The organism is Streptomyces sp. NPDC087270, from assembly GCF_044744625.1.
GTDB lineage: Bacteria > Actinomycetota > Actinomycetes > Streptomycetales > Streptomycetaceae > Actinacidiphila.
In genome coordinates, this window is sequence record NZ_JBIUYR010000007.1 from 289,365 (window position 1) to 310,934 (window position 21,570).

Here is a 21,570-nt window from a genome sequence, read left to right on the forward strand (position 1 = left end):
CCGTGAGGCGGGGAAGGAGGTCCCCGACCCATGGTCGACGACCGCAGTACCAGCGCGAGCACCACGCTCGGCGCGCACGCCCGGGCCCAGGGCGCCGCCCGCCCCGTGCTCGAAGGCCCCGACATCGCCCGGGTGCTCACCCGCATCGCCCACGAGATCGTCGAACGCGCCAAGGGCGCCGACGACGTGGTGCTCCTCGGCATCCCCACCCGCGGGGTCTTCCTCGCCCGCCGGCTCGCGGACAAGCTCGCCGAGATCACCGGCCGGGCCACCGCCGTCGGCTCGCTGGACATCACCATGTACCGCGACGACCTGCGGCTGCACCCGCCGCGCGCGCTCGCCCGCACCGACATCCCCGGCGACGGCGTCGACGGACGCCTCGTCGTCCTCGTCGACGACGTGCTCTTCTCCGGCCGCACCATCCGCGCCGCGCTCGACGCGCTCGGCGACATCGGCCGCCCCCGCGCGGTCCAGCTCGCCGTCCTGGTCGACCGCGGCCACCGCGAGCTGCCGATCCGCGCGGACTACGTCGGCAAGAACCTCCCCACCTCGCTGCGCGAGACCGTCAAGGTGCTGCTCGCGGAGGAGGACGGCCGCGACAGCGTGCTGCTCGGCCAGAAGGACCCCGGCCCGCGCGCGGGCCACTCCGCGGACGGTTAGCGCACCCACCCCGCACCAGGCCCCCGCACGGGGGCCCTGGCGCCCTCGCGCCCCGGCCGGGCCGAACGCCTGGCCGGCGCGCGCCCGGCGCGCCCTGCGACGCGCCACGCGCCCCCGTCACCGCCCGCACCGCCCGAGCCCGCACGCCCGGCCGGCCGCCCGGGTGCGAACCCCCACCGCACCCGCCCGGTCCCGCCGCCCAGCCCCCGGAGTCTGTCCGCATGAAGCGCCACCTGATCTCGGCCGCCGACCTCACCCGCGACGACGCCATCCTCGTACTCGACACCGCCGAGGAGATGGCCCGCGTCGCCGACCGGCCGATCAAGAAGCTGCCCACCCTGCGCGGCCGCACCGTCGTGAACCTCTTCTTCGAGGACTCGACCCGCACCCGTATCTCCTTCGAGGCCGCCGCCAAGCGGCTGTCCGCCGACGTCATCAACTTCTCCGCCAAGGGCTCCTCGGTCTCCAAGGGCGAGTCCCTGAAGGACACCGCGCTCACGCTGGAGGCGATGGGCGCCGACGCGGTCGTCATCCGCCACCACTTCTCCGGCGCCCCGCACCGGCTGGCCACCTCCGGCTGGATCAACTCCTCGGTGGTCAACGCGGGCGACGGCACCCACGAGCACCCCACCCAGGCGCTGCTCGACGCGCTGACCATGCGCCGCCACCTGTCAGGCGTCGGCCGCGACCTCGACGGGCGCCGGATCACCATCGTCGGTGACGTGCTGCACAGCCGGGTGGCCCGCTCCAACGTGCTGCTGCTCACCACCCTGGGCGCCGAGGTCACCCTCGTCGCCCCGCCGACGCTGCTGCCGATCGGCGTCGAGACATGGCCCTGCCGGGTCTCCTACGACCTGGACGCGGTGCTCGCCAAGTCCGACGCGGTGATGATGCTGCGGGTGCAGCGCGAGCGGATGAACGCCGCGTTCTTCCCCACCGAGCGCGAGTACGCCCGCCGCTACGGCCTGGACGGGCTGCGGATGGCGGCCCTGCCGGAGCACGCCATCGTCATGCACCCCGGCCCGATGAACCGCGGCATGGAGATCACCGCCGAGGTCGCCGACTCGCCCCGCTGCACCGCCGTCGAGCAGGTCGCCAACGGCGTCAGCACGCGGATGGCCGTGCTCTACCTGCTGCTCGGCGGCTCCGAGCCGGCGATCGCCCCGGCCCGTACCGAGACCGCCGAGACCGCCGAGCCGGCCCGGCCCACCGACGCCCCCCGCCCCACCGAAGCCGCCCGTACCGAGGAGAGCAAGTAACCATGAGCAAGATCCTGATCCGCGGTGCTCGGCTGCTCGGCGGCGAGGCCCGGGACGTCCTGATCGACGCGGGGACCGTCGTCGCGGTCGGCACCGACCTCACCGCGGAGGGCGCCGACTTCGTCGAGGGCGAGGGCCGTATCCTGCTGCCCGGCCTGGTCGACCTGCACACGCACCTGCGGGAGCCGGGCCGTGAGGACTCCGAGACGGTGCTCACCGGTACCCGCGCGGCGGCTGTCGGCGGGTACACGGCGGTGCACGCGATGGCGAACACCTTCCCGGTCGCCGACACCGCCGGTGTGGTGGAGCAGGTGTGGCGGCTCGGCAAGGAGTCCGGGTACTGCGATGTGCAGCCGGTGGGCGCGGTCACCGTCGGGCTGGAGGGCAGGAAGCTCGCCGAACTGGGGGCGATGGCCGACTCCGCGGCCGGTGTGCGGGTCTTCTCCGACGACGGGAAGTGCGTGGACGACGCGGTGATCATGCGCCGCGCGCTGGAGTACGTGAAGGCGTTCGACGGGGTCGTGGCGCAGCACGCGCAGGAGCCGCGGCTGACCGAGGGCGCGCAGATGAACGAGGGCATCGTCTCGGGTGAGTTGGGCCTGACCGGGTGGCCGGCGGTCGCGGAGGAGTCGATCATCGCCCGGGATGTGCTGCTGGCCGCGCACGTCGGCTCGCGGGTGCACATCTGCCACCTGTCGACGGCCGGGTCGGTGGAGATCGTGCGGTGGGCGAAGTCCAAGGGCTGGGACGTCACCGCCGAGGTCACCCCGCACCACCTGCTGCTCACCGACGAGCTGGCGCGTACCTACGACCCGGTCTACAAGGTGAACCCGCCGTTGCGGACCGAGGCGGATGTGGTGGCGCTGCGGGAGGCGCTGGCCGACGGCACCATCGACTGCGTCGCCACCGACCACGCCCCGCATCCGCACGAGGACAAGGACTGCGAGTGGTCCGCGGCCGCGATGGGGATGGTGGGGCTGGAGACCGCGCTGTCGGTGGTGCAGCACACCATGGTCGACACCGGGCTGCTGGACTGGGCCGGGGTCGCGGACCGGATGTCGACCCGGCCTGCCGCGATCGGGCGGTTGGTGGGGCACGGCCGGCCGATCGCCGTCGGCGAGCCCGCGAACCTGGTCCTGCTCGACCCGGCATACCGTGGGACCGTCAACCCCGCGGACTTCGCCTCCCGCAGCCGCAACACCCCCTACCAGGGCCGCGAGCTGCCCGGCCGGGTCATCGCGACCTTCCTGCGGGGCCACGCCACGGTCATGGACGGGAAGCTCACGTGACGACTCTGACAGCGCTGGCGGCCACCGCCGCCGAGGGCGGCAAGCACTCCGCGAAGGTCACCCACTGGTCGGACCGGCTCGGCTGGATCATCGGGCTCGTCCTGGTGATCGGCCTGGTCTACTGGCTGATGCGGCAGGGCTGGCAGTGGCGCCGCACCCTCCAAGGCGGCCTGCCCGAGCTGCCGGCCGCCCCCGAGGACCCGGCCGAGCTGGGCGAGCCGCTGCTGGTGATGGACGGCCGCTACCACGGCTCCACCACCGCCGGGCAGTGGCTGGACCGGATCGTCGCGCACGGCCTCGGCGTACGCAGCAGGGCCCGGCTCACCCTGACCGCGCGCGGCCTGCTGGTCGAGCGCACCGGCGCACCCGGCTTCCTGGTGCCGACCGCCGCCCTGCGCGGCGCCCGGCTCGACCAGGCCATCGCCGGCAAGGTGCTGCCCGAGGGCGGCCTGCTCGTCGTCACCTGGGAGCACGGCGGCACCCTCATCGACTCCGGCTTCCGCTCCGAGCACGCCGCGCAGCACCCGGCGTGGGCCGAGGCCATCACCGAGCTGAGCGGCGAACGCGCCGTGGCATTCAGCACCGAGAAGACCGAAAAGGAAGGCGCACGATGACGACCTCCACCCGGGCGGCCACCGCGCCCGCCGTACTCGTCCTGGAGGACGGCCGCATCTTCCGCGGCCGCGCCTACGGGGCCGTGGGGGAGACCTTCGGCGAGGCCGTGTTCTCCACCGGCATGACCGGCTACCAGGAGACCCTGACCGACCCCTCGTACCACCGCCAGGTCGTCGTCATGACCGCCCCGCACGTCGGCAACACCGGCGTCAACGACGAGGACCCCGAGTCCCGCCGGATCTGGGTGGCCGGATACGTGGTGCGCGACCCCGCCCGCGTCCCGTCCAACTGGCGCTCCCGCCGCACCCTCGACGAGGAGCTGACCGCGCAGGGCGTGGTCGGCATCAGCGGCATCGACACCCGCGCGCTCACCCGCCACCTGCGCGAGCGCGGCGCCATGCGGGTCGGCATCTTCTCCGGCGACGCGCTGTCCGACGACGGCACCCTGCTGGCCCGGGTCCGGCAGGCCCCCGAGATGGCCGGCGCCGACCTGTCCGCCGAGGTCGCCACCACCGAGGCGTACACCGTGCCCGCGATCGGCACCAAGCGCTTCACCGTTGCCGCCCTCGACCTCGGCATCAAGGGCATGACCCCGCACCGCATGGCCGAGCGCGGCATCGAGGTGCACGTGCTGCCCGCGAGCGCCACCGTCGAGGAGGTCTACGCGACCGCGCCCGACGGGGTGTTCCTGTCCAACGGCCCCGGCGACCCCGCCACCGCCGACCTCACCGTCATCCAGGCGGTCCTGGAGCGCGGCACCCCGCTGTTCGGGATCTGCTTCGGCAACCAGCTCCTCGGCCGCGCGCTGGGCTTCGGCACCTACAAGCTCAAGTACGGCCACCGCGGCATCAACCAGCCGGTGCAGGACCGTTCCACCGGCAAGGTCGAGGTCACCGCGCACAACCACGGCTTCGCCGTCGACGCCCCGCTCGACCGGATCAGCGACACCCCCTACGGGCGCGCCGAGGTCAGCCACGTCTGCCTCAACGACAACGTGGTGGAGGGGCTGCGGCTGCTCGACAAGCCGGCCTTCAGCGTCCAGTACCACCCGGAGGCGGCCGCGGGCCCGCACGACGCCGCGTACCTGTTCGACCGCTTCACGTCTTTGATGGACACAGTTCTGAAGGAGGGCCAGCGTGCCTAAGCGCACCGATATCCAGTCCGTCCTGGTCATCGGCTCCGGCCCGATCGTCATCGGCCAGGCCGCGGAGTTCGACTACTCCGGCACGCAGGCGTGCCGGGTGCTCAAGGCCGAGGGCCTGCGGGTGATCCTGGTCAACTCCAACCCCGCCACGATCATGACCGACCCGGAGATCGCCGACGCCACCTACGTCGAGCCGATCACCCCCGAGTACGTCGAGAAGATCATCGCCAAGGAGCGCCCCGACGCGCTGCTGCCCACCCTCGGCGGCCAGACCGCGCTGAACACCGCGATCGCGCTGCACGAGAGCGGCGCGCTGGCCAAGCACGACGTGGAGCTGATCGGCGCCAACGTCGAGGCCATCCACAAGGGCGAGGACCGCGAACTGTTCAAGGGCGTGGTCGAGGCGGTCCGGGAGAAGATCGGGCACGGCGAGTCCGCCCGCTCGGTGATCTGCCACACCATGGACGACGTGCTGGCCGGCGTCGACACCCTCGGCGGCTACCCGGTCGTGGTCCGGCCCTCCTTCACCATGGGCGGCGCCGGCTCCGGCTTCGCCCACGACGAGACGGAACTGCGCCGGATCGCCGGCCAGGGCCTGACGCTGTCGCCGACCACCGAGGTGCTCCTGGAGGAGTCCATCCTCGGCTGGAAGGAGTACGAACTGGAGCTGATGCGCGACAAGCACGACAACGTGGTGGTCGTCTGCTCCATCGAGAACTTCGACCCGATGGGCGTGCACACCGGCGACTCCATCACCGTCGCGCCCGCGATGACGCTCACCGACCGCGAGTACCAGATCCTGCGCGACATCGGCATCGCGGTGATCCGCGAGGTCGGCGTCGACACCGGCGGCTGCAACATCCAGTTCGCGGTGAACCCCGCGGACGGCCGGGTCATCGTGATCGAGATGAACCCCCGGGTCTCCCGCTCCTCCGCGCTCGCCTCCAAGGCCACCGGCTTCCCGATCGCGAAGATCGCCGCCCGGCTCGCCGTCGGCTACACGCTCGACGAGATCCCCAACGACATCACCGAGCAGACCCCGGCGTCCTTCGAACCCACCCTGGACTACGTGGTGGTGAAGGTGCCGCGGTTCGCCTTCGAGAAGTTCCCGGCCGCCGACGCCGCGCTCACCACCACCATGAAGTCGGTGGGCGAGGCGATGGCGATCGGCCGCAACTTCACCGAGGCGCTGAACAAGGCGCTGCGCTCGCTGGAGAAGAAGGGCTCGCAGTTCGACTTCGCGAGCCCGGTCGACCCGGCCGCGAAGGACGCCCTGCTGGAGACGGCCGGCGTGCCCACCGACGGCCGGATCAACACCGTGATGGCCGCGATCCGGGCCGGCGCCACCGCCCAGGAGGTCTTCGACGCCACGAAGATCGACCCGTGGTTCGTCGACCAGCTCTTCCTGATCAAGGAGCACGCCGACGAGCTGGCCGCCGCCGACCGGCTCGACCCGGACCTGCTCGCCGACGCCAAGCGGCACGGCTTCTCCGACGCCCAGATCGCCGCCATCCGCGGCCTGCGCGAGGACGTCGTACGCGAGGTCCGGCACACCCTCGGCATCCGCCCGGTCTACAAGACCGTCGACACCTGCGCCGCCGAGTTCGCCGCCCGCACGCCGTACTTCTACTCCTCCTACGACGAGGAGTCCGAGGTCGCGCCGCGCGAGAAGCCCGCGGTGATCATCCTCGGCTCCGGGCCCAACCGGATCGGCCAGGGCATCGAGTTCGACTACTCCTGCGTGCACGCCTCCTTCGCGCTGCACGACGCCGGGTACGAGACCGTGATGGTCAACTGCAACCCGGAGACCGTCTCCACCGACTACGACACCTCCGACCGGCTCTACTTCGAGCCGCTCACCTTGGAGGACGTGCTGGAGATCGTGCACGCCGAGACCCTCGCGGGACCGGTCGCGGGCGTGATCGTCCAGCTCGGCGGGCAGACCCCGCTCGGCCTGGCACAGGCCCTGAAGGACAACGGCGTGCCGGTCGTCGGCACCTCGCCCGAGGCGATCCACCTCGCCGAGGACCGCGGCGCGTTCGGCCGGGTGCTCGCCGAGGCGGCCCTGCCCGCGCCCAAGCACGGCACCGCCACCTCCTTCCCCGGCGCCAAGGCCATCGCCGACGAGATCGGCTACCCGGTCCTGGTCCGCCCCTCCTACGTGCTGGGCGGGCGCGGCATGGAGATCGTCTACGACGAGACGCGGCTGGCGGCGTACATCGCCGAGTCCACCGAGATCAGCCCGACCCGCCCGGTGCTGGTCGACCGGTTCCTCGACGACGCCATCGAGATCGACGTCGACGCGCTCTACGACGGCCACGAGCTGTACCTCGGCGGCGTCATGGAGCACATCGAGGAGGCCGGCATCCACTCCGGCGACTCCGCGTGCGCGCTGCCGCCGATCACCCTCGGCGGCCACGACATCAAGCGGCTGCGCGCCTCCACCGAGGCGATCGCCGCCGGTGTCGGGGTGCGCGGCCTGATCAACATCCAGTTCGCGCTGGCCGGGGACATCCTCTACGTGCTGGAGGCCAACCCCCGCGCCTCGCGCACCGTGCCCTTCACCTCCAAGGCGACCGCCGTGCCGCTCGCCAAGGCCGCCGCGCGGATCTCGCTCGGCGCGACCGTGGCCGAACTGCGCGCCGAGGGGCTGCTGCCCGCCACCGGCGACGGCGGCACCCTGCCGCTGGACGCGCCGATCTCCGTCAAGGAGGCCGTGCTGCCCTGGAGCCGCTTCCGCGACGTCCAGGGCCGCGGGGTGGACACCATCCTCGGCCCGGAGATGCGCTCCACCGGCGAGGTGATGGGCATCGACGCGGTCTTCGGCACCGCCTACGCCAAGTCGCAGGCCGGCGCGTACGGCGCGCTGCCCACCAAGGGCCGGGCGTTCATCTCGGTCGCCAACCGCGACAAGCGGGCGCTGATCTTCCCGGCGCGGGCGCTGATCGAGCACGGCTTCGAGCTGCTGGCCACCTCCGGCACCGCGGAAGTGCTGCGCCGCAACGGCATCGAGGCGCGGGTGGTCCGCAAGCAGAGCGAGGGGACCGGCCCCGACGGCGAGCCCACCGTCGTCACCCTCATCCACGAGGGCGAGGTCGACCTCATCGTCAACACCCCGTTCGGCACCGGCGGCCGGCTCGACGGCTACGACATCCGTACGGCCGCCGTCGCGCGGGGCGTCCCGTGCCTGACCACGGTGCAGGCGCTGGCCGCGGCGGTCCAGGGCATCGACGCGTTGACGCGTGGCGACATCGGGGTGCGCTCCCTCCAGGACCACGCGGCGTCGCTGGCGCTGGCCCGGGCGGAGTAAGGGCGCCTCCGGGGGTGCGGGGAACGGTGCGCGAGCGACCCGTCGTCGTGGCGCGCCGTGCCCGCAGGCCCAGCCCCCGCGGCGGTGTCCCCGGGCCAACGGCCGGTGGACGGCTGGTCGCGCAGTTCCCCGCGCCCCGTTGGGGCGCCCCCCTTCGGGGCACGATGCCCTACCCCGAGATGACAGGCGAGACGATGTACAAGCTGTTCTTCGAGCTGGTGTTCCGCAGGATGGACGCCGAGAAGGCGCACCACCTGGCCTTCCGGTGGATCAGGCTGGCCGTGCGGGTGCCGGTGCTGCGGACGTTCCTCGCGGCGGCGCTGGCACCGCGGTACGAGAGCCTGCGCACGGAGGCGCTCGGCCTGCGGATGCACGGCCCGTTCGGGCTGGCCGCCGGCTTCGACAAGAACGCGGTCGCCATCGACGGGATGGCGATGCTCGGCTTCGGCCACGTGGAGATCGGCACCGTCACCGGCCAGGCCCAGCCGGGCAACCCGAAGAAGCGGTTGTTCCGGCTGGTCGCCGACCGCGCGCTGATCAACCGGATGGGCTTCAACAACGACGGGTCGGCGGCGGTGGCCGCCCGGCTCGCCGCGCGCAGGCAGGTCTTCCGGACCACCGTCGGCGTCAACATCGGCAAGACCAAGGCCGTCGCCGAGCAGGACGCGATCGCGGACTACGTGACGTCGACCGAGCGGCTGGCCGCGCACGCCGACTACCTCGTGGTGAACGTGTCCTCGCCGAACACCCCGGGCCTGCGCGACCTCCAGGCCACCGCGGTGCTGCGCCCGCTGCTGACGGCGGTGCGCGAGGCCGCCGACCGCACGGTCACCACCCGCCGGGTGCCGCTGCTGGTGAAGATCGCCCCCGACCTCGCCGACGAGGACGTGGACGCCGTCGCCGACCTGGCGGTGGAGCTGGGCCTGGACGGCATCATCGCCACCAACACCACGATCGGCCGGGACGGGCTGCGCTCGGACCCGGCGCTGACCGCGGAGACCGGCGGCCTGTCGGGCGCGCCGCTCAAGGCCCGCTCGCTGGAGGTGCTGGGCCGGCTGTACGGCCGCGTGGGCGACCGGGTCACCCTGGTCGGCGTCGGCGGCGTGGAGGACGCCGAGGACGCCTGGCAGCGCATCCTCGCCGGCGCCACCCTGGTCCAGGGGTACACCGCCTTCATCTACCGCGGTCCGTTCTGGATGCGCGGCATGCACAAGGGGCTGGCCGCCCGGCTGGCCGCGAGCCCGTACGCCACCCTCGCCGACGCGGTCGGCGCGGAGTCCCGGAAGGTGACCGCATGACCGGCAGCACGAACCCGCAGGCGGGCGCCCCCGGACCGGGGTCAGGGCAGCCCGAGCCCTTCGGCGCCCGGCTGCGCGGGGCGATGGACACCCGGGGCCCGCTGTGCGTCGGCATCGACCCGCACGCGCGGCTGCTGACCGACTGGGGCCTGAGCGACGACCCGGGCGGCCTGGAGCGCTTCGCGCTGACCGTGGTGGACGCGCTGGGCGAGCACACCGCGGTGTTCAAGCCGCAGTCCGCGTTCTTCGAGCGGTTCGGCTCGCGCGGAGTCGCGGTGCTGGAGAAGGCGGTGGCCCGGGCCCGGGAGGCGGGCGCGCTGGTGCTGATGGACGCCAAGCGCGGCGACATCGGCTCCACCATGGCGGCGTACGCGGCCACCTATCTCGACCCGGGCTCCCCGCTGTTCAGCGACGCGCTCACGGTCAGCCCGTACCTGGGCTTCGAGTCGCTGCGCCCGGCACTGGACGCCGCCGCGGCGTCGGGCGCGGGCGTGTTCGTCCTCGCGCTGACCTCCAACCCGGAGGGCCGGCAGGTGCAGCGGGCGACCGCGGCCGACGGCCGGTCGGTGGCGCAGGTGATGCTGGACGCCATCGCGGCGGAGAACTCCGGTGTGCGGCCGCTGGGTTCGGTCGGCGCGGTGGTCGGGGCGACGCTCACCGAGGCGGGCGCGGACCTCGCGGTGAACGGCCCGCTGTTGGCCCCCGGCGTCGGCGCCCAGGGCGCGACCCCGGCCGATCTGCCCGCGCTCTTCGGCGCCGCGCTGCCGAATGTGCTGCCGAGCGTGAGCCGGGACGTGCTGCGGCACGGTCCCGACCCGGTTGCTTTGTTGAAATCGGTACGAGCTTATGTGGATCAGGTGCGGGAGGCCGTGACCGGCACGGGTGAATCGAGCGGTATTACCGGCGGGTAATAGGGTCGGGAAACGGCCAAAAAAAGGGCCGCTTTCAACAACCTGGCCCATTGACGCCGAAACCTGTTCCGGTTTGTCCCGTATATCCCGCTGGATCGAGTCTGACCAGGACTTTTCATCTGTTCTCGCTGACTTGGGCCGCCGGGACCGCTAGTCTCCGACAGGAGCGCGCCGCCCAGGTGCGCCGCAGGTCGACCGGTACCCCCGGTCGGCTCGTACTCCCTATCCGATTGCTCTACATCCGAGGTGACGTAGGCGTGGCTCTTCCGCCCCTTACCCCTGAACAGCGCGCTGCCGCGCTCGAAAAGGCCGCCGCGGCTCGCCGGGAGCGCGCCGAGGTCAAGAACCGGCTCAAGCACTCCGGCGCCAGCCTGCACGAGGTCATCAAGCAGGGCCAGGAGAACGATGTCATCGGCAAGATGAAGGTCTCCGCCCTCCTTGAGTCCCTTCCTGGCGTCGGCAAGGTCCGCGCCAAGCAGATCATGGAGCGGCTCGGCATCTCCGAGAGTCGCCGGGTGCGTGGCCTGGGTTCCAACCAGATCGCTTCCCTTGAACGCGAGTTCGGCGGCGCCCCCGCCTAGGCCCTGCCCGACGGATGTCGCCCGCCGTGCAGGCGGGACGGCGCTGTCCGTCGGACGTGGCCATGACTCCGGGTCCCGCCGCTCTCGGGAACCGGGGATAATCGCTGCATGAGTTCTCCAGCCTCACCGGGGGCGGCCAAGCCCCTCGCCTCGCAGGGGGCTTCCCCGGCCGCCCCGGTCAGACATCCGCGACTGACCGTGCTCTCCGGCCCCTCAGGGGTCGGGAAGAGCACGGTCGTCGCCCATCTGCGCGCGTCCCACCCCGAGGTATGGCTCTCGGTGTCCGCCACCACCCGCAGACCTCGCCCCGGTGAACGCGACGGGGTGCAGTACCACTTCGTCGACGACGACGAGTTCGACAAGCTCGTCGCCAACGGCGAACTGCTGGAGTGGGCGGAGTTCGCCGGCAACCGGTACGGGACTCCGCGTCGCGCCGTACTCGACCGGCTCGCCGCCGGTGCGCCGGTGCTGCTGGAGATCGACCTTCAGGGCGCGCGGCTGGTGCGTACCTCGATGCCCGAGGCGCACCTGGTCTTCCTCGCCCCGCCGAGCTGGGACGAACTGGTCCGCCGGCTCACCGGCCGGGGCACCGAGTCGCCCGAGGTGATCGAGCGGCGGCTGGCGGCCGCGAGGGTCGAACTGGCCGCCGAGTCCGAGTTCGACGAGACGCTTGTCAACACCTCCGTCGAGGATGTAGCGCGTGAGCTGCTAGCCTTGATGGAAATCGGGTGACCTCGCGAGCACCGCGCGGTCACCCGGCAGCGAGCCCCCGGTCCGGGGGCGTCGCCCAGAAGTCCTTCCACAAGTAGGGGTAGGTAGAGCGTGTCCTCTTCCATCACCACGCCCGAGGGCATCATCAACCCGCCGATCGACGAGCTGCTCGAGGCCACCGACTCCAAGTACAGCCTGGTGATCTACGCGGCCAAGCGCGCCCGCCAGATCAACGCGTACTACTCCCAGCTCGGCGAGGGCCTGCTGGAGTACGTCGGCCCGCTCGTGGACACCCACGTCCACGAGAAGCCGCTGTCCATCGCGCTGCGCGAGATCAACGCCGGCCTGCTGACCTCCGAGGCCGTCGAGGCGCCGCCCACCCAGTGAGGTGAGCACCAGCACACATCCCGGGCCCGGCGGCGCGACCGCCGGGCCCGTGGTGTGTCATGGGGTGTGCGAGCGAGTGGGCACGGCAACGTGACGGCGCGGCGGAACGGAGCGGAGCGGGCATGAGCAGGCCACAGGTCGTACTGGGTGTCAGCGGCGGCATCGCCGCGTACAAGGCGTGCGAACTGCTGCGCCGCTTCACCGAGTCCGGGCACGACGTCCAGGTGGTGCCCACCGACGCGGCACTGCACTTCGTCGGCGAGGCGACCTGGGCCGCGCTGTCCGGCAAGCCCGTCTCCACCCGGGTCTGGGACGGCGTCCACGGCGTCCCGCACGTGCGGATCGGGCAGCACGCCGACCTCGTCGTGGTCGCCCCCGCCACCGCCGACCTGCTCGCCAAGGCCGCGCACGGCCTCGCCGACGACCTGCTCACCAATACCCTGCTCACCGCCCGCTGCCCGGTGGTCTTCGCGCCCGCCATGCACACCGAGATGTGGGAGCACCCCGCCACCCGGGAGAACGTCGCCACGCTGCGCCGCCGCGGCGCGGTGGTCATCGAGCCGGCCGTCGGCCGGCTCACCGGGGTCGACACCGGCAAGGGCCGGCTGCCCGACCCCGACGAGATCCACCAGGTCTGCCGCCGCGTCCTCGCCCGCGGGGTGACCGCGCCGGACCTCGCCGGCCGCCACGTCGTGGTCAGCGCCGGCGGCACCCGCGAACCGCTCGACCCCGTCCGCTACCTCGGCAACCGCTCCTCCGGCAAGCAGGGGTACGCCCTGGCGCGTACCGCGGTCGCGCGCGGCGCCCGGGTCACCCTGGTGGCCGCCAACACCGAGGCGCTGGCCGACCCCGCGGGCGCCGACGTGGTGGCCGTGGGCACCGCCGAGCAGCTGCGCGAGGCCGTGCTGAAGGCCGCCGCCGACGCCGACGCGGTGGTGATGGCCGCGGCCGTCGCCGACTTCCGCCCGGCCGCGTACGCCACCAGCAAGATCAAGAAGAGCGACGACGGCGCCGGGCCCGCGCCGGTGGAGCTGGTCCGCAACCCTGACGTCCTCGCCGAGCTGTCGGCGCACCGCGCCCGCCCCGGGCAGATCGTGGCCGGTTTCGCCGCCGAGACCGACGACGTGCTGGTCAACGGCCGGGCGAAGCTCACCCGAAAGGGGTGCGACCTGCTGGTCGTCAACGAAGTCGGCGGCGGCAAGGCGTTCGGCACCGACGACAACGAAGCGGTGATCCTCGGCTCCGACGGCAGCACCACGCCGGTGCCGCACGGTCCGAAGGAGGCGCTGGCCGATCAGGTGTGGGACCTGGTCGCCGCCCGGCTGGCCCAGAGCGCTCAGCACTGAGCCGTCCGCCGACCGCGAACGGTCGATTCGTGAACAGTCGGTGAAATGAGCCGGCGCCCGTCCGTTCCAGCGGCCGGGACCGCCTGCACGTGCACGGCTGCGCGCGGGCCGGGCGGACCGCGCAGCTCACGGGCCGCGGCGCCCTGCCGGGAGCGGTCGTCGGCGGTCACCGGAAGCGACACGATCGGCTGACGAACGGGCGCCGAGTGGCCGGTGAGTGGACATCGAGTCGCAGGTTGTGGCATATCCAAAGAACGAGATGCCTGGTCCGTCCCCGGGACGCTCACGCTAAGCTGACTGCGGAGCGCCGGGCGCAGCCCTGTGCACTCCACCAGCTTGAGCCAGCAGCCGCTGCAACCCCAGGGAGCGATGTGTCCCGCCGTCTGTTCACTTCGGAGTCCGTGACCGAAGGTCACCCCGACAAGATCGCTGACCAGATCAGCGACACCATCCTCGATGCCCTGCTGACCGCCGACCCGTCCTCGCGGGTGGCGGTCGAGACGCTGATCACCACCGGCCAGGTGCACGTCGCCGGTGAGGTCACCACGACCGCGTACGCGGACATCGCCTCGCTGGTGCGGGGGAAGATCCTCGAGATCGGTTACGACTCCTCGAAGAAGGGCTTCGACGGCGCGTCGTGCGGCGTCTCGGTGTCGATCGGCGCGCAGTCGCCGGACATCGCGCAGGGCGTCGACACCGCCTACGAGAAGCGGGTCGAGGGCGGCGAGACCGACGAGGACGAGCTGAACAAGCAGGGCGCGGGCGACCAGGGCCTGATGTTCGGGTACGCCTCCGACGAGACGCCCGAGCTGATGCCGCTGCCGATCACGCTGGCGCACCGGCTGTCCAAGCGGCTCACCGAGGTCCGCAAGAACGGCACCATCCCCTACCTGCGGCCCGACGGCAAGACCCAGGTCACCATCGAGTACGACGGCGACAAGGCGGTCCGGCTGGACACCGTCGTGGTCTCCTCGCAGCACGCCTCCGACATCGACCTGGAGTCGCTGCTCACCCCCGACATCCGCGAGTTCGTCGTGGAGGTGGAGCTGAAGGCCCTGCTCGACGAGGGCATCAAGCTCGACACCGACGGCTACCGGCTGCTGGTCAACCCGACCGGGCGGTTCGAGATCGGCGGCCCGATGGGCGACGCGGGTCTGACCGGCCGGAAGATCATCATCGACACGTACGGCGGCATGGCCCGGCACGGCGGCGGCGCCTTCTCGGGCAAGGACCCGTCCAAGGTGGACCGCTCGGCCGCGTACGCGATGCGCTGGGTCGCCAAGAACGTGGTGGCCGCGCGGCTGGCGTCGCGCTGCGAGGTCCAGGTCGCGTACGCGATCGGCAAGGCCGAGCCGGTCGGCCTGTTCGTCGAGACCTTCGGCACCGCCAACGTCGACGTCGAGAAGATCGAGCAGGCCATCGGCGAGGTCTTCGACCTCCGCCCGGCCGCGATCATCCGCGACCTGGACCTGCTGCGGCCGATCTACGCCCAGACCGCCGCGTACGGCCACTTCGGCCGCGAGCTGGACGACTTCACCTGGGAGAAGACCGACCGGGTCGACGCGCTCCGCGCCGCGGTGGGCCTGTAACAGGTCCGTCCGCCACCCCTGGAGCACGGTTCCCGGACCTTGCGGCAGACGGTGGCTCGTCACGTCCTCGCGCCCCTGGGGGTGCGACTCTTCCCTCGCGGAGGAGCCGCACCCGTCCAGGGGCGCGGTGCTGTCGTGGACGTCTGGTAAGAATCACAGGGTGAGCGGCGACAACGGACCCGAGCGGGGGGCCTCCGAGGAGGCGGCCGGGGGCGGCGAGCCCTCCGAGGCGGGGCACAGCAGCGGGAGCGGGGAGCAGCTCGCGCTGATCCGGGAGACGGTCCGCAAGTCCCAGCAGCCGCGGGCCAAGCCGCGCACCTGGCGCGGGGCCGCGCTCGCCGAGGGTCTTCCGGTGGCCCGGGTGCTGGTCGACAAGGGCCTGGTCCACCTCGACCAGTTCTTCGACTACGCGGTGCCCGCCGCCATGGACGCTGACGCCCAGCCCGGGGTGCGGGTGCGGGTCCGGTTCGGCGCGCGCGTGGTCAAGGGCCGCCGCGAGGGCGGCACCCTGCACGACGGCTTCGTGGTCGAGCGCCGTACCGACAGCGACTACGCGGGCCCGCTCGCACCGCTGGCCCAGGTGCTGTCCACCGAGCCCGTGCTCACCGCGCCGCTGCTGCGGCTGTGCCGCCAGGTCGCCGACCGGTACGCGGGCGCGCTCGCCGACGTGGTGCAGCTCGCCGTGCCGCCCCGGATGGCCCGGGCCGAGCGCGACCCCTCGCCCGACCCCCGCCCCGATCCGGCGGTGCCGCCGCCCGCCACCTGGTCCCGGTACGCCACCGGCCCCGCCTACCTGCAGGCACTCGCCCGCGGCGACACCCCCCGCGCGGTGTGGCTGGCGCTGCCCGGCCCGCACTGGCCGCAGGAACTGGCCACCGCGCTGGCCACCACACTCGCCTCCGGGCGCGGCGCGCTCGCCGTGCTGCCCGACGGGCGCAGCGCCGCGCGCGTCGACGCGGCCCTCACCGAACTGCTCGGCGCCGGCCGCCATGTCCTGCTCACCGCAGACGCCGGTCCCGAGGAGCGCTACCGGCGCTGGCTCGCGGTCAGCCGCGGCACCGTCAAAGCGGTGGTCGGCACCCGCGCGGCGATGTTCGCACCCGTGGCCGACCTCGGCCTGGTCGCCCTGTGGGACGACGGCGACTCCAGCCACGCCGAGCCGCACGCCCCGCAGCCGCACGCCCGTGACGTGCTGCTGCTGCGGGCCCGCGAGGAGCGCACCGCGTTCCTGCTCGGCGGGGTCACCACCACCGTCGAGGGCGCGCAGCTCGTCGACAGCGGCTGGGCGCTGCCGCTGGCCGCCGCCCGCGAGCAGGTGCGGGCGGCCGCGCCACTGGTCCGTACGGTCGGCGACCTGGACCAGGCACGCGACGAGGCGGCCCGCGCGGCCCGGCTGCCGTCGCTGGCGTGGCAGGTCACCCGCGACGCGCTGGCCCGCGGCCCGGTGCTGGTCCAGGTGCCGCGGCGCGGCTACGTACCCCGGCTGGGCTGCGACACCTGCCGGGCCCCGGCCCGCTGCGCGGCCTGCGCCGGGCCGCTGGAGGTGCGCGAGGAGGGCGGCACTCCCGCGTGCGGGTGGTGCGGGCGGCCGGCGGCGGACTGGCACTGCCAGGAGTGCGGGGGGTTCCGGCTGCGGGCGCGGGTGGTGGGGGCACGGCGGACGGCGGAGGAGCTGGGGCGGGCCTTCCCCCGGGTGCCGGTGCGGACGTCGGGGCGGGACACCGTGTTGGCCACGGTCGGCGGCGCTCCCGCGCTGGTGATCGCCACGCCCGGGGCCGAGCCGGTCGCGGACGAGGGTTACGCGGCGGCGCTCCTGCTGGACGGCTGGGCGCTGCTGGGCCGCCCGGATCTGCGCGCGGCCGAGGAGGCGCTGCGGCGGTGGGCGCTGGCCGCGGCCCTGGTCCGGCCGGCGGGGGAGGGCGGCACCGTCGTGGTGCTGGCCGAGCCGACGCTGCGGCCGGTGCAGGCGCTGGTCCGGTGGGACCCGGCCGGGCACGCCGTGCGCGAGCTCTCCGAACGTGCCGAGCTGCGCTTTCCGCCGGTGGCCCGGATGGCGGCGGTCGCCGGGCCGCCGGCGGCGGTGGCCGAGTTCGCCGATCTGGTCCGCCTCCCCCCGGGCACCGATCTGCTCGGGCCCGTGCCCGTACGGCGCCCTGCCGGCACCGAGCCCTGGGAGCGCCTGCTCTTCCGGGTGCCCCCGGGCACCGGAGCCGCGCTCGCCGCCGCGCTCAAGGCCGCGCAGGTCGCGCGTGCGGCTCGCAGCGGGAACACGGCTCCCCTCCAACTCCGCATGGACCCACCCGACATCGGATAGGCCGCGCGGCGCCTGCGGCGCCGCGTGGAAGACGTCCACCATCCAGGGGCGCGGGGAACTCCCCCAGAGGGGGGACCCCCAGTGCCCAGCCGCGATGGTGGCGCGCGTCGCCACCGGCCCGAAGGGGCAGTTGCTGTCGTGTCCGGACCACCGGCCGGTGGTGGGCTTGTCGCGCAGTTCCCCGCGCCCCTGGGGCGAACCGTCGTGCGTCGGGGCGTCCGGCGCCCGGGGAAGGGGGCGCCGTTGCTCGTCGGGGCGTCCGAGGCCCGGGGTGGGGCGAACCGTTGTCCGTCGGGGCGTCCGGGGGCCGGGGGCGGGGGGCCGTTGTGGGTCAGGGCATGCGGGGGCTGGGGAAGGGGGCGCCGTGGGTCCGTTCAGGCCCCGTGCCAACGGATTGCACCGGCTGATCCTCCTCCACGGTGCGGGCCGCGGGCACGGTTGGCGTGGAGCCCTCCGCAGGAGCCCGCCGGGACCCGTACCGGCGGTGCACCGCCTGTTTCGTGACCCCCAGCGCGGACCCCACCGCGTCCCAGGAGAACCCGAGCGAGCGGTCGAACTCCACCGCGGCCGTCACCAGGGTCTCCACACTGTCCCGCAACTCCTGGGCGAGCCGCACCGTCGGAGCCGGCGCCCGCCCGTACACCACGAACCCGGCCGAGGGCCCGCCGCGCCGCGGTCGGTAGACGTTCCCGAGCTGGGCGGTCAGGGTCCGCAGCGCGTCCACCTGCCGGCGGACCCGTTCGATGTCCCGCACCAGCAGGTGCAGGCTGGCCCGTGCCTGAGCATCGGGAGTTGCGTGGTCGGGCATCAACAAGCCTCTCCAACCGACGATGACAAGGATCGGGCCGCACGTTGCAGCCGTGTGCGAGCCCGATTTCGGTCAAACTCTCTTGACCAACGCGCCACCGCCCCCAGGAGTCACGCCCGACCGGCGCGGCGGCCGCCCCGGGGGCGCGCGCCGTCCGCGTGCACTCCCTGTCGCGGACCGCCCTAGAATTGACCCCCGCCCGCCGTCCGCCCGTGGTGCGCCCGGCGTCCCGACCGCCCCAGGAGACCCTGCCCGTGTCCGTCAAGCCCATCCGCCTGTTCGGCGACCCGGTGCTGCGCATGACGGCGCAGCCGGTCACCACCTTCGACCTCGAACTGCGCACCCTCGTCAAGGACTTGACCGACACCATGCTGGAGGCCCCCGGCGCCGGCCTGGCCGCGCCCCAGCTCGGCGTGTCCCTGCGGGTGTTCACCTACAACGTCGAAGGCGAACTCGGCCATCTGATCAACCCCGAACTCACGCTCAGCGACGAGTCGCAGGACGGCCCCGAGGGCTGCCTGTCGCTGCCCGGCCTCACCTACGACTGCGAGCGCGCGTACGGCGTCGTGGCCCGGGGCTTCAACATGTACGGCGACCCGGTCACCCTCGACGGCACCCAGCGGCTGGCCCGCTGCATCCAGCACGAGACGGACCACCTCGACGGCATCATCTTCGTCGACCGGCTCGACGCCGAGCGGCGCAAGGAGGCGATGAAGGCGATCCGCGAGGCCGACTGGGGCGCCCAGGGCGCCCCGCGGGTGAAGATCTCGCCGCACGACACGTTCGGCCGCGCCCTGTGAGCCGTGCGGCCGCCCACCGAGCCCCCGCCGGCCGAGCCGACACCCGCCGTACCGTCACCCGCCGAGCCGCCGCCCACCGAGAGGTACACCCCGCACGATGAAGCTCGTCTTCGCCGGCACCCCCGAGGTCGCCGTACCCGCACTGGACGCCCTGCTCGCCTCCGACCGGCACGAGGTCGTCGCCGTCGTCACCCGGCCCGACGCGGTCGCCGGCCGCGGCCGCAAGCTGCTGGCCAGCCCGGTCGCGCAGCGTGCCGAGGAGGCCGGGATCGAGGTGCTCAAGCCGGCCCGGCCGCGTGACGAGGACTTCCTGGCCCGGCTGCGGGAGATCGGCCCGGACTGCTGCCCGGTCGTCGCCTACGGCGCACTCCTGCCGAAGGTGGCGCTCGACGTGCCCGCCCGCGGCTGGGTGAACCTGCACTTCTCGCTGCTGCCCGCCTGGCGCGGCGCCGCGCCCGTGCAGCACTCCGTGATGGCCGGGGACGAGGTGACCGGCGCGTCCACCTTCCTCATCGAGCAGGGACTGGACTCCGGGCCGGTCTACGGAGTCGTCACCGAGGAGATCCGGCCCCGCGACACCAGCGGTGACCTGCTGACGCGGCTCTCGCACAGCGGGGCGCGGCTGCTGGTCGCCACGATGGACGGCATCGACAGCGGCGACCTCGTCGGCCGGCCGCAGCCCGCCGACGGGATCACCGTCGCGCCCAAACTCACCGTCGAGGACGCGGCCGTCGACTGGACCGCGCCCGCGCTGCGCGTCGACCGGCTCATCCGGGGGTGTACGCCTGCCCCTGGGGCGTGGACGCTGCTTGCCGGTGAGCGGGTCAAGCTCGGGCCGGTCGTTCCCGAGCCCGACGCGGAGGCCCTCGCGCCCGGGGAGATCTCGGTCACCAAGAAGGCCGTCTTCGTGGGCACCGGCAGCCACCCGGTCCGGCTCGGCGACGTGCAGGCGGTCGGCAAGAAGATGATGGGGGCCGCGGACTGGGCCCGGGGCACCCGGATCGAACCCGGGAGCCGGTTCGGGGCCTGAGCCCCCCGCGCCGCCCTGTTCCGCAAGTGCGGCCCCTTACGCTTGTAGGCGAGCCGTACCCCCGTAAGACATGACCGGAGCACCTTTGAAGAGCACGCAGGGCAAGCCGTACCGCCGTCCGCAGAAGGACCCCGTCAGGGTGCTGGCGTTCGAGGCGCTGCGGGCGGTGGGGGAGCGGGACGCGTACGCGAACCTGGTGCTGCCGGGGCTGCTGCGCGCCGCGGAGCAGGAGGCGGTGAAGAAGGGCCGCACCTTCGACCGCAGGGACGCGGCGCTCGCCACCGAGCTGGTGTACGGCACGCTCCGCCACCAGGGCACGTACGACGCGGTGATCGCGGCCTGCGTGGACCGCCCGCTGCGCGAGGTGGACCCGCCGGTCCTGGACGTACTGGCGCTGGGCGCCCACCAGTTGCTCGGCACCCGAATCCCCACGCATGCCGCGGTCTCCGCGAGCGTGGAGCTGGCCCGGGTGGTGCTGGGCGACGGGCGGGCGCGGTTCGTGAACGCGGTGCTGCGCCGGATCTCCGCGCAGGACCTGGACGGATGGCTGGCGCAGGTCGCCCCGCCGTACGACGAGGACCCGGAGGACCACCTGGCCGTGGTGCACTCGCACCCGCGCTGGGTGGTGACGGCGCTGTGGGACGCGCTCGGCGGCGGCCGGGCCGGCATCGAGGACCTGCTCGCGGCCGACAACGAGCGGCCCGAGGTCACGCTGGTGGCCCGCCCGGGCCGCAGCACCCCGCAGCAGATCGCCGCGTCACTGCCCCCGGAGACGACCGAACCGGGCCGCTGGTCGCCCTACGCGCTCCGGCTCGCCGAGGGCGGCGACCCGGCCGCGGTGCCGGCGGTCCGCGACGGGGACGCCGGGGTCCAGGACGAGGGCAGCCAACTGGTCGCCGCCGCGCTGGCCGCGGCGCCGCTGGACGGTCCCGACACGCGCTGGCTCGACGGCTGCGCGGGCCCCGGCGGGAAGGCGGCGCTGCTCGCGGCGCTGGCCGCCGAGCGCGGCGCGCTGCTGGTCGCCGCGGAGAAGCAGCCGCACCGGGCCCGCCTGGTCGGCCGCGCGCTGCACGGCAACCCGGGCCCCTATCAGGTGGTCGTCGCGGACGGCACCCGCCCGGTGTGGCGGCCCGGCTCCTTCGACCGGGTGCTGGTCGACGTGCCCTGCACCGGTCTGGGCGCGCTGCGCCGCCGCCCGGAAGCGCGCTGGCGGCGCCGCGCGGAAGACGTCGGCGGCTTTGGACCGCTCCAACGCGCCCTGCTCACCGAGGCGTTGACGGCGGTACGGCCCGGCGGGGTGGTCGCGTACGCGACCTGCTCCCCGCACCTGGCCGAGACCCGCGCGGTCGTCGACGACGTGCTGCGCTCCTCGCAGGCCCCCGACGCCGACCCCGTCGACGCCCGCCCCCTGCTCCCCGGCGTCCCCGCCCTCGGCGACGGTCCCGACATCCAGCTGTGGCCGCACCTCCACGGCACCGACGCGATGTACCTCTCCCTCCTCCGCCGCCGCTGACCCGC

The 21,570-nt window shown here is 73.6% G+C and carries 18 protein-coding genes; 17 read left to right on the forward strand and 1 reads right to left on the reverse strand.

Annotation, left to right across the window (positions count from 1 at the left end):
• The first annotated feature begins 30 nt into the window (after nucleotides 1-30).
• The 14 genes from pyrR to ACIPAE_RS16945 all read left to right on the forward strand — a co-directional run bounded on the left by pyrR (nucleotide 31) and on the right by ACIPAE_RS16945 (nucleotide 17,414).
• Nucleotides 31-660: a bifunctional pyr operon transcriptional regulator/uracil phosphoribosyltransferase PyrR gene (pyrR, locus tag ACIPAE_RS16880; RefSeq protein ID WP_329371635.1), complete on the forward strand. Its 630-nt coding sequence runs from the start codon at nucleotides 31-33 to the stop codon at nucleotides 658-660.
• Between the two features lie 221 nt (nucleotides 661-881).
• On the forward strand, nucleotides 882-1,919 hold the full coding sequence (locus ACIPAE_RS16885) for an aspartate carbamoyltransferase catalytic subunit (RefSeq protein ID WP_366410051.1): 1,038 nt from the start codon (nucleotides 882-884) through the stop codon (nucleotides 1,917-1,919).
• Between the two features lie 2 nt (nucleotides 1,920-1,921).
• On the forward strand, nucleotides 1,922-3,208 hold the full coding sequence (locus tag ACIPAE_RS16890; protein WP_329371639.1) for a dihydroorotase: 1,287 nt from the start codon (nucleotides 1,922-1,924) through the stop codon (nucleotides 3,206-3,208).
• On the forward strand, nucleotides 3,205-3,822 hold the full coding sequence (locus ACIPAE_RS16895) for a hypothetical protein (protein ID WP_402445764.1): 618 nt from the start codon (nucleotides 3,205-3,207) through the stop codon (nucleotides 3,820-3,822). The genes ACIPAE_RS16890 and ACIPAE_RS16895 overlap by 4 nt, the downstream gene beginning before the upstream one ends.
• Nucleotides 3,819-4,967: a glutamine-hydrolyzing carbamoyl-phosphate synthase small subunit gene (gene carA, locus ACIPAE_RS16900; protein ID WP_329371643.1), complete on the forward strand. Its 1,149-nt coding sequence runs from the start codon at nucleotides 3,819-3,821 to the stop codon at nucleotides 4,965-4,967. Before ACIPAE_RS16895 ends, carA begins: the two co-directional genes overlap by 4 nt.
• The gene (gene carB, locus ACIPAE_RS16905; protein ID WP_402445767.1) at nucleotides 4,960-8,277 is read left to right on the forward strand and encodes a carbamoyl-phosphate synthase large subunit; all 3,318 of its coding nucleotides are present in this window, start codon (nucleotides 4,960-4,962) and stop codon (nucleotides 8,275-8,277) included. Before carA ends, carB begins: the two co-directional genes overlap by 8 nt.
• Before the next feature lie 194 nt (nucleotides 8,278-8,471).
• Nucleotides 8,472-9,575 (forward strand): quinone-dependent dihydroorotate dehydrogenase, encoded by a 1,104-nt coding sequence (locus tag ACIPAE_RS16910; RefSeq protein WP_329374443.1) that lies wholly within the window; start codon nucleotides 8,472-8,474, stop codon nucleotides 9,573-9,575.
• The gene (gene pyrF / locus ACIPAE_RS16915; RefSeq protein WP_402445771.1) at nucleotides 9,572-10,486 is read left to right on the forward strand and encodes an orotidine-5'-phosphate decarboxylase; all 915 of its coding nucleotides are present in this window, start codon (nucleotides 9,572-9,574) and stop codon (nucleotides 10,484-10,486) included. The genes ACIPAE_RS16910 and pyrF overlap by 4 nt, the downstream gene beginning before the upstream one ends.
• A gap of 257 nt (nucleotides 10,487-10,743) precedes the next feature.
• The gene (locus ACIPAE_RS16920; RefSeq protein WP_202232479.1) at nucleotides 10,744-11,067 is read left to right on the forward strand and encodes an integration host factor, actinobacterial type; all 324 of its coding nucleotides are present in this window, start codon (nucleotides 10,744-10,746) and stop codon (nucleotides 11,065-11,067) included.
• Nucleotides 11,068-11,175: 108 nt separating this feature from the next.
• Nucleotides 11,176-11,799, forward strand: a complete 624-nt coding sequence (gene gmk / locus ACIPAE_RS16925; protein ID WP_329371650.1) for a guanylate kinase — start codon at nucleotides 11,176-11,178, stop codon at nucleotides 11,797-11,799.
• A gap of 90 nt (nucleotides 11,800-11,889) precedes the next feature.
• Nucleotides 11,890-12,165, forward strand: coding sequence for a DNA-directed RNA polymerase subunit omega (gene rpoZ, locus ACIPAE_RS16930; RefSeq protein ID WP_103887663.1), 276 nt, complete (start codon nucleotides 11,890-11,892; stop codon nucleotides 12,163-12,165).
• 122 nt (nucleotides 12,166-12,287) lie between these two features.
• On the forward strand, nucleotides 12,288-13,511 hold the full coding sequence (gene coaBC, locus ACIPAE_RS16935) for a bifunctional phosphopantothenoylcysteine decarboxylase/phosphopantothenate--cysteine ligase CoaBC (RefSeq protein WP_402445775.1): 1,224 nt from the start codon (nucleotides 12,288-12,290) through the stop codon (nucleotides 13,509-13,511).
• 371 nt (nucleotides 13,512-13,882) lie between these two features.
• Nucleotides 13,883-15,100 carry a methionine adenosyltransferase gene (gene metK, locus ACIPAE_RS16940; protein WP_329371654.1) on the forward strand — a complete coding sequence of 406 codons (1,218 nt, stop codon included), beginning with the start codon at nucleotides 13,883-13,885 and terminating at the stop codon, nucleotides 15,098-15,100.
• Between the two features lie 160 nt (nucleotides 15,101-15,260).
• The gene (locus ACIPAE_RS16945; RefSeq protein WP_329371655.1) at nucleotides 15,261-17,414 is read left to right on the forward strand and encodes a primosomal protein N'; all 2,154 of its coding nucleotides are present in this window, start codon (nucleotides 15,261-15,263) and stop codon (nucleotides 17,412-17,414) included.
• A gap of 331 nt (nucleotides 17,415-17,745) precedes the next feature.
• On the opposite strand, the gene ACIPAE_RS16950 is transcribed toward ACIPAE_RS16945, so the two are convergent.
• On the reverse strand, nucleotides 17,746-18,222 hold the full coding sequence (locus ACIPAE_RS16950; protein ID WP_366410056.1) for a hypothetical protein: 477 nt from the start codon (nucleotides 18,220-18,222) through the stop codon (nucleotides 17,746-17,748).
• 254 nt (nucleotides 18,223-18,476) lie between these two features.
• Here ACIPAE_RS16950 and def point away from each other — a divergent pair, with 254 nt between their 5' ends.
• From def to ACIPAE_RS16965, 3 genes are all read left to right on the forward strand, one after another.
• Nucleotides 18,477-19,022, forward strand: coding sequence for a peptide deformylase (gene def / locus ACIPAE_RS16955; protein ID WP_402445780.1), 546 nt, complete (start codon nucleotides 18,477-18,479; stop codon nucleotides 19,020-19,022).
• 97 nt (nucleotides 19,023-19,119) lie between these two features.
• On the forward strand, nucleotides 19,120-20,052 hold the full coding sequence (fmt, locus tag ACIPAE_RS16960) for a methionyl-tRNA formyltransferase (protein ID WP_328461463.1): 933 nt from the start codon (nucleotides 19,120-19,122) through the stop codon (nucleotides 20,050-20,052).
• A 70-nt stretch (nucleotides 20,053-20,122) separates the two neighbouring features.
• Nucleotides 20,123-21,565, forward strand: a complete 1,443-nt coding sequence (locus ACIPAE_RS16965) for a transcription antitermination factor NusB (RefSeq protein WP_366410057.1) — start codon at nucleotides 20,123-20,125, stop codon at nucleotides 21,563-21,565.
• The last annotated feature ends 5 nt before the right edge of the window (nucleotides 21,566-21,570 follow it).

Excerpts from the sequence above, each read along its gene's own strand:
- coaBC (WP_402445775.1), top strand. The coding sequence starts at position 12,288 with ATGAGCAGGCCACAGGTCGTACTGGGTGTCAGCGGCGGCATCGCCGCG.
- ACIPAE_RS16885 (WP_366410051.1), top strand. The coding sequence starts at position 882 with ATGAAGCGCCACCTGATCTCGGCCGCCGACCTCACCCGCGACGACGCC.
- fmt (WP_328461463.1), top strand. The coding sequence starts at position 19,120 with ATGAAGCTCGTCTTCGCCGGCACCCCCGAGGTCGCCGTACCCGCACTG.
- carA (WP_329371643.1), top strand. The coding sequence starts at position 3,819 with ATGACGACCTCCACCCGGGCGGCCACCGCGCCCGCCGTACTCGTCCTG.
- ACIPAE_RS16950 (WP_366410056.1), bottom strand. The coding sequence starts at position 18,222 with ATGCCCGACCACGCAACTCCCGATGCTCAGGCACGGGCCAGCCTGCAC.
- ACIPAE_RS16965 (WP_366410057.1), top strand. The coding sequence starts at position 20,123 with ATGACCGGAGCACCTTTGAAGAGCACGCAGGGCAAGCCGTACCGCCGT.
- pyrR (WP_329371635.1), top strand. The coding sequence starts at position 31 with ATGGTCGACGACCGCAGTACCAGCGCGAGCACCACGCTCGGCGCGCAC.
- ACIPAE_RS16910 (WP_329374443.1), top strand. The coding sequence starts at position 8,472 with ATGTACAAGCTGTTCTTCGAGCTGGTGTTCCGCAGGATGGACGCCGAG.
- gmk (WP_329371650.1), top strand. The coding sequence starts at position 11,176 with ATGAGTTCTCCAGCCTCACCGGGGGCGGCCAAGCCCCTCGCCTCGCAG.
- pyrF (WP_402445771.1), top strand. The coding sequence starts at position 9,572 with ATGACCGGCAGCACGAACCCGCAGGCGGGCGCCCCCGGACCGGGGTCA.
- ACIPAE_RS16890 (WP_329371639.1), top strand. The coding sequence starts at position 1,922 with ATGAGCAAGATCCTGATCCGCGGTGCTCGGCTGCTCGGCGGCGAGGCC.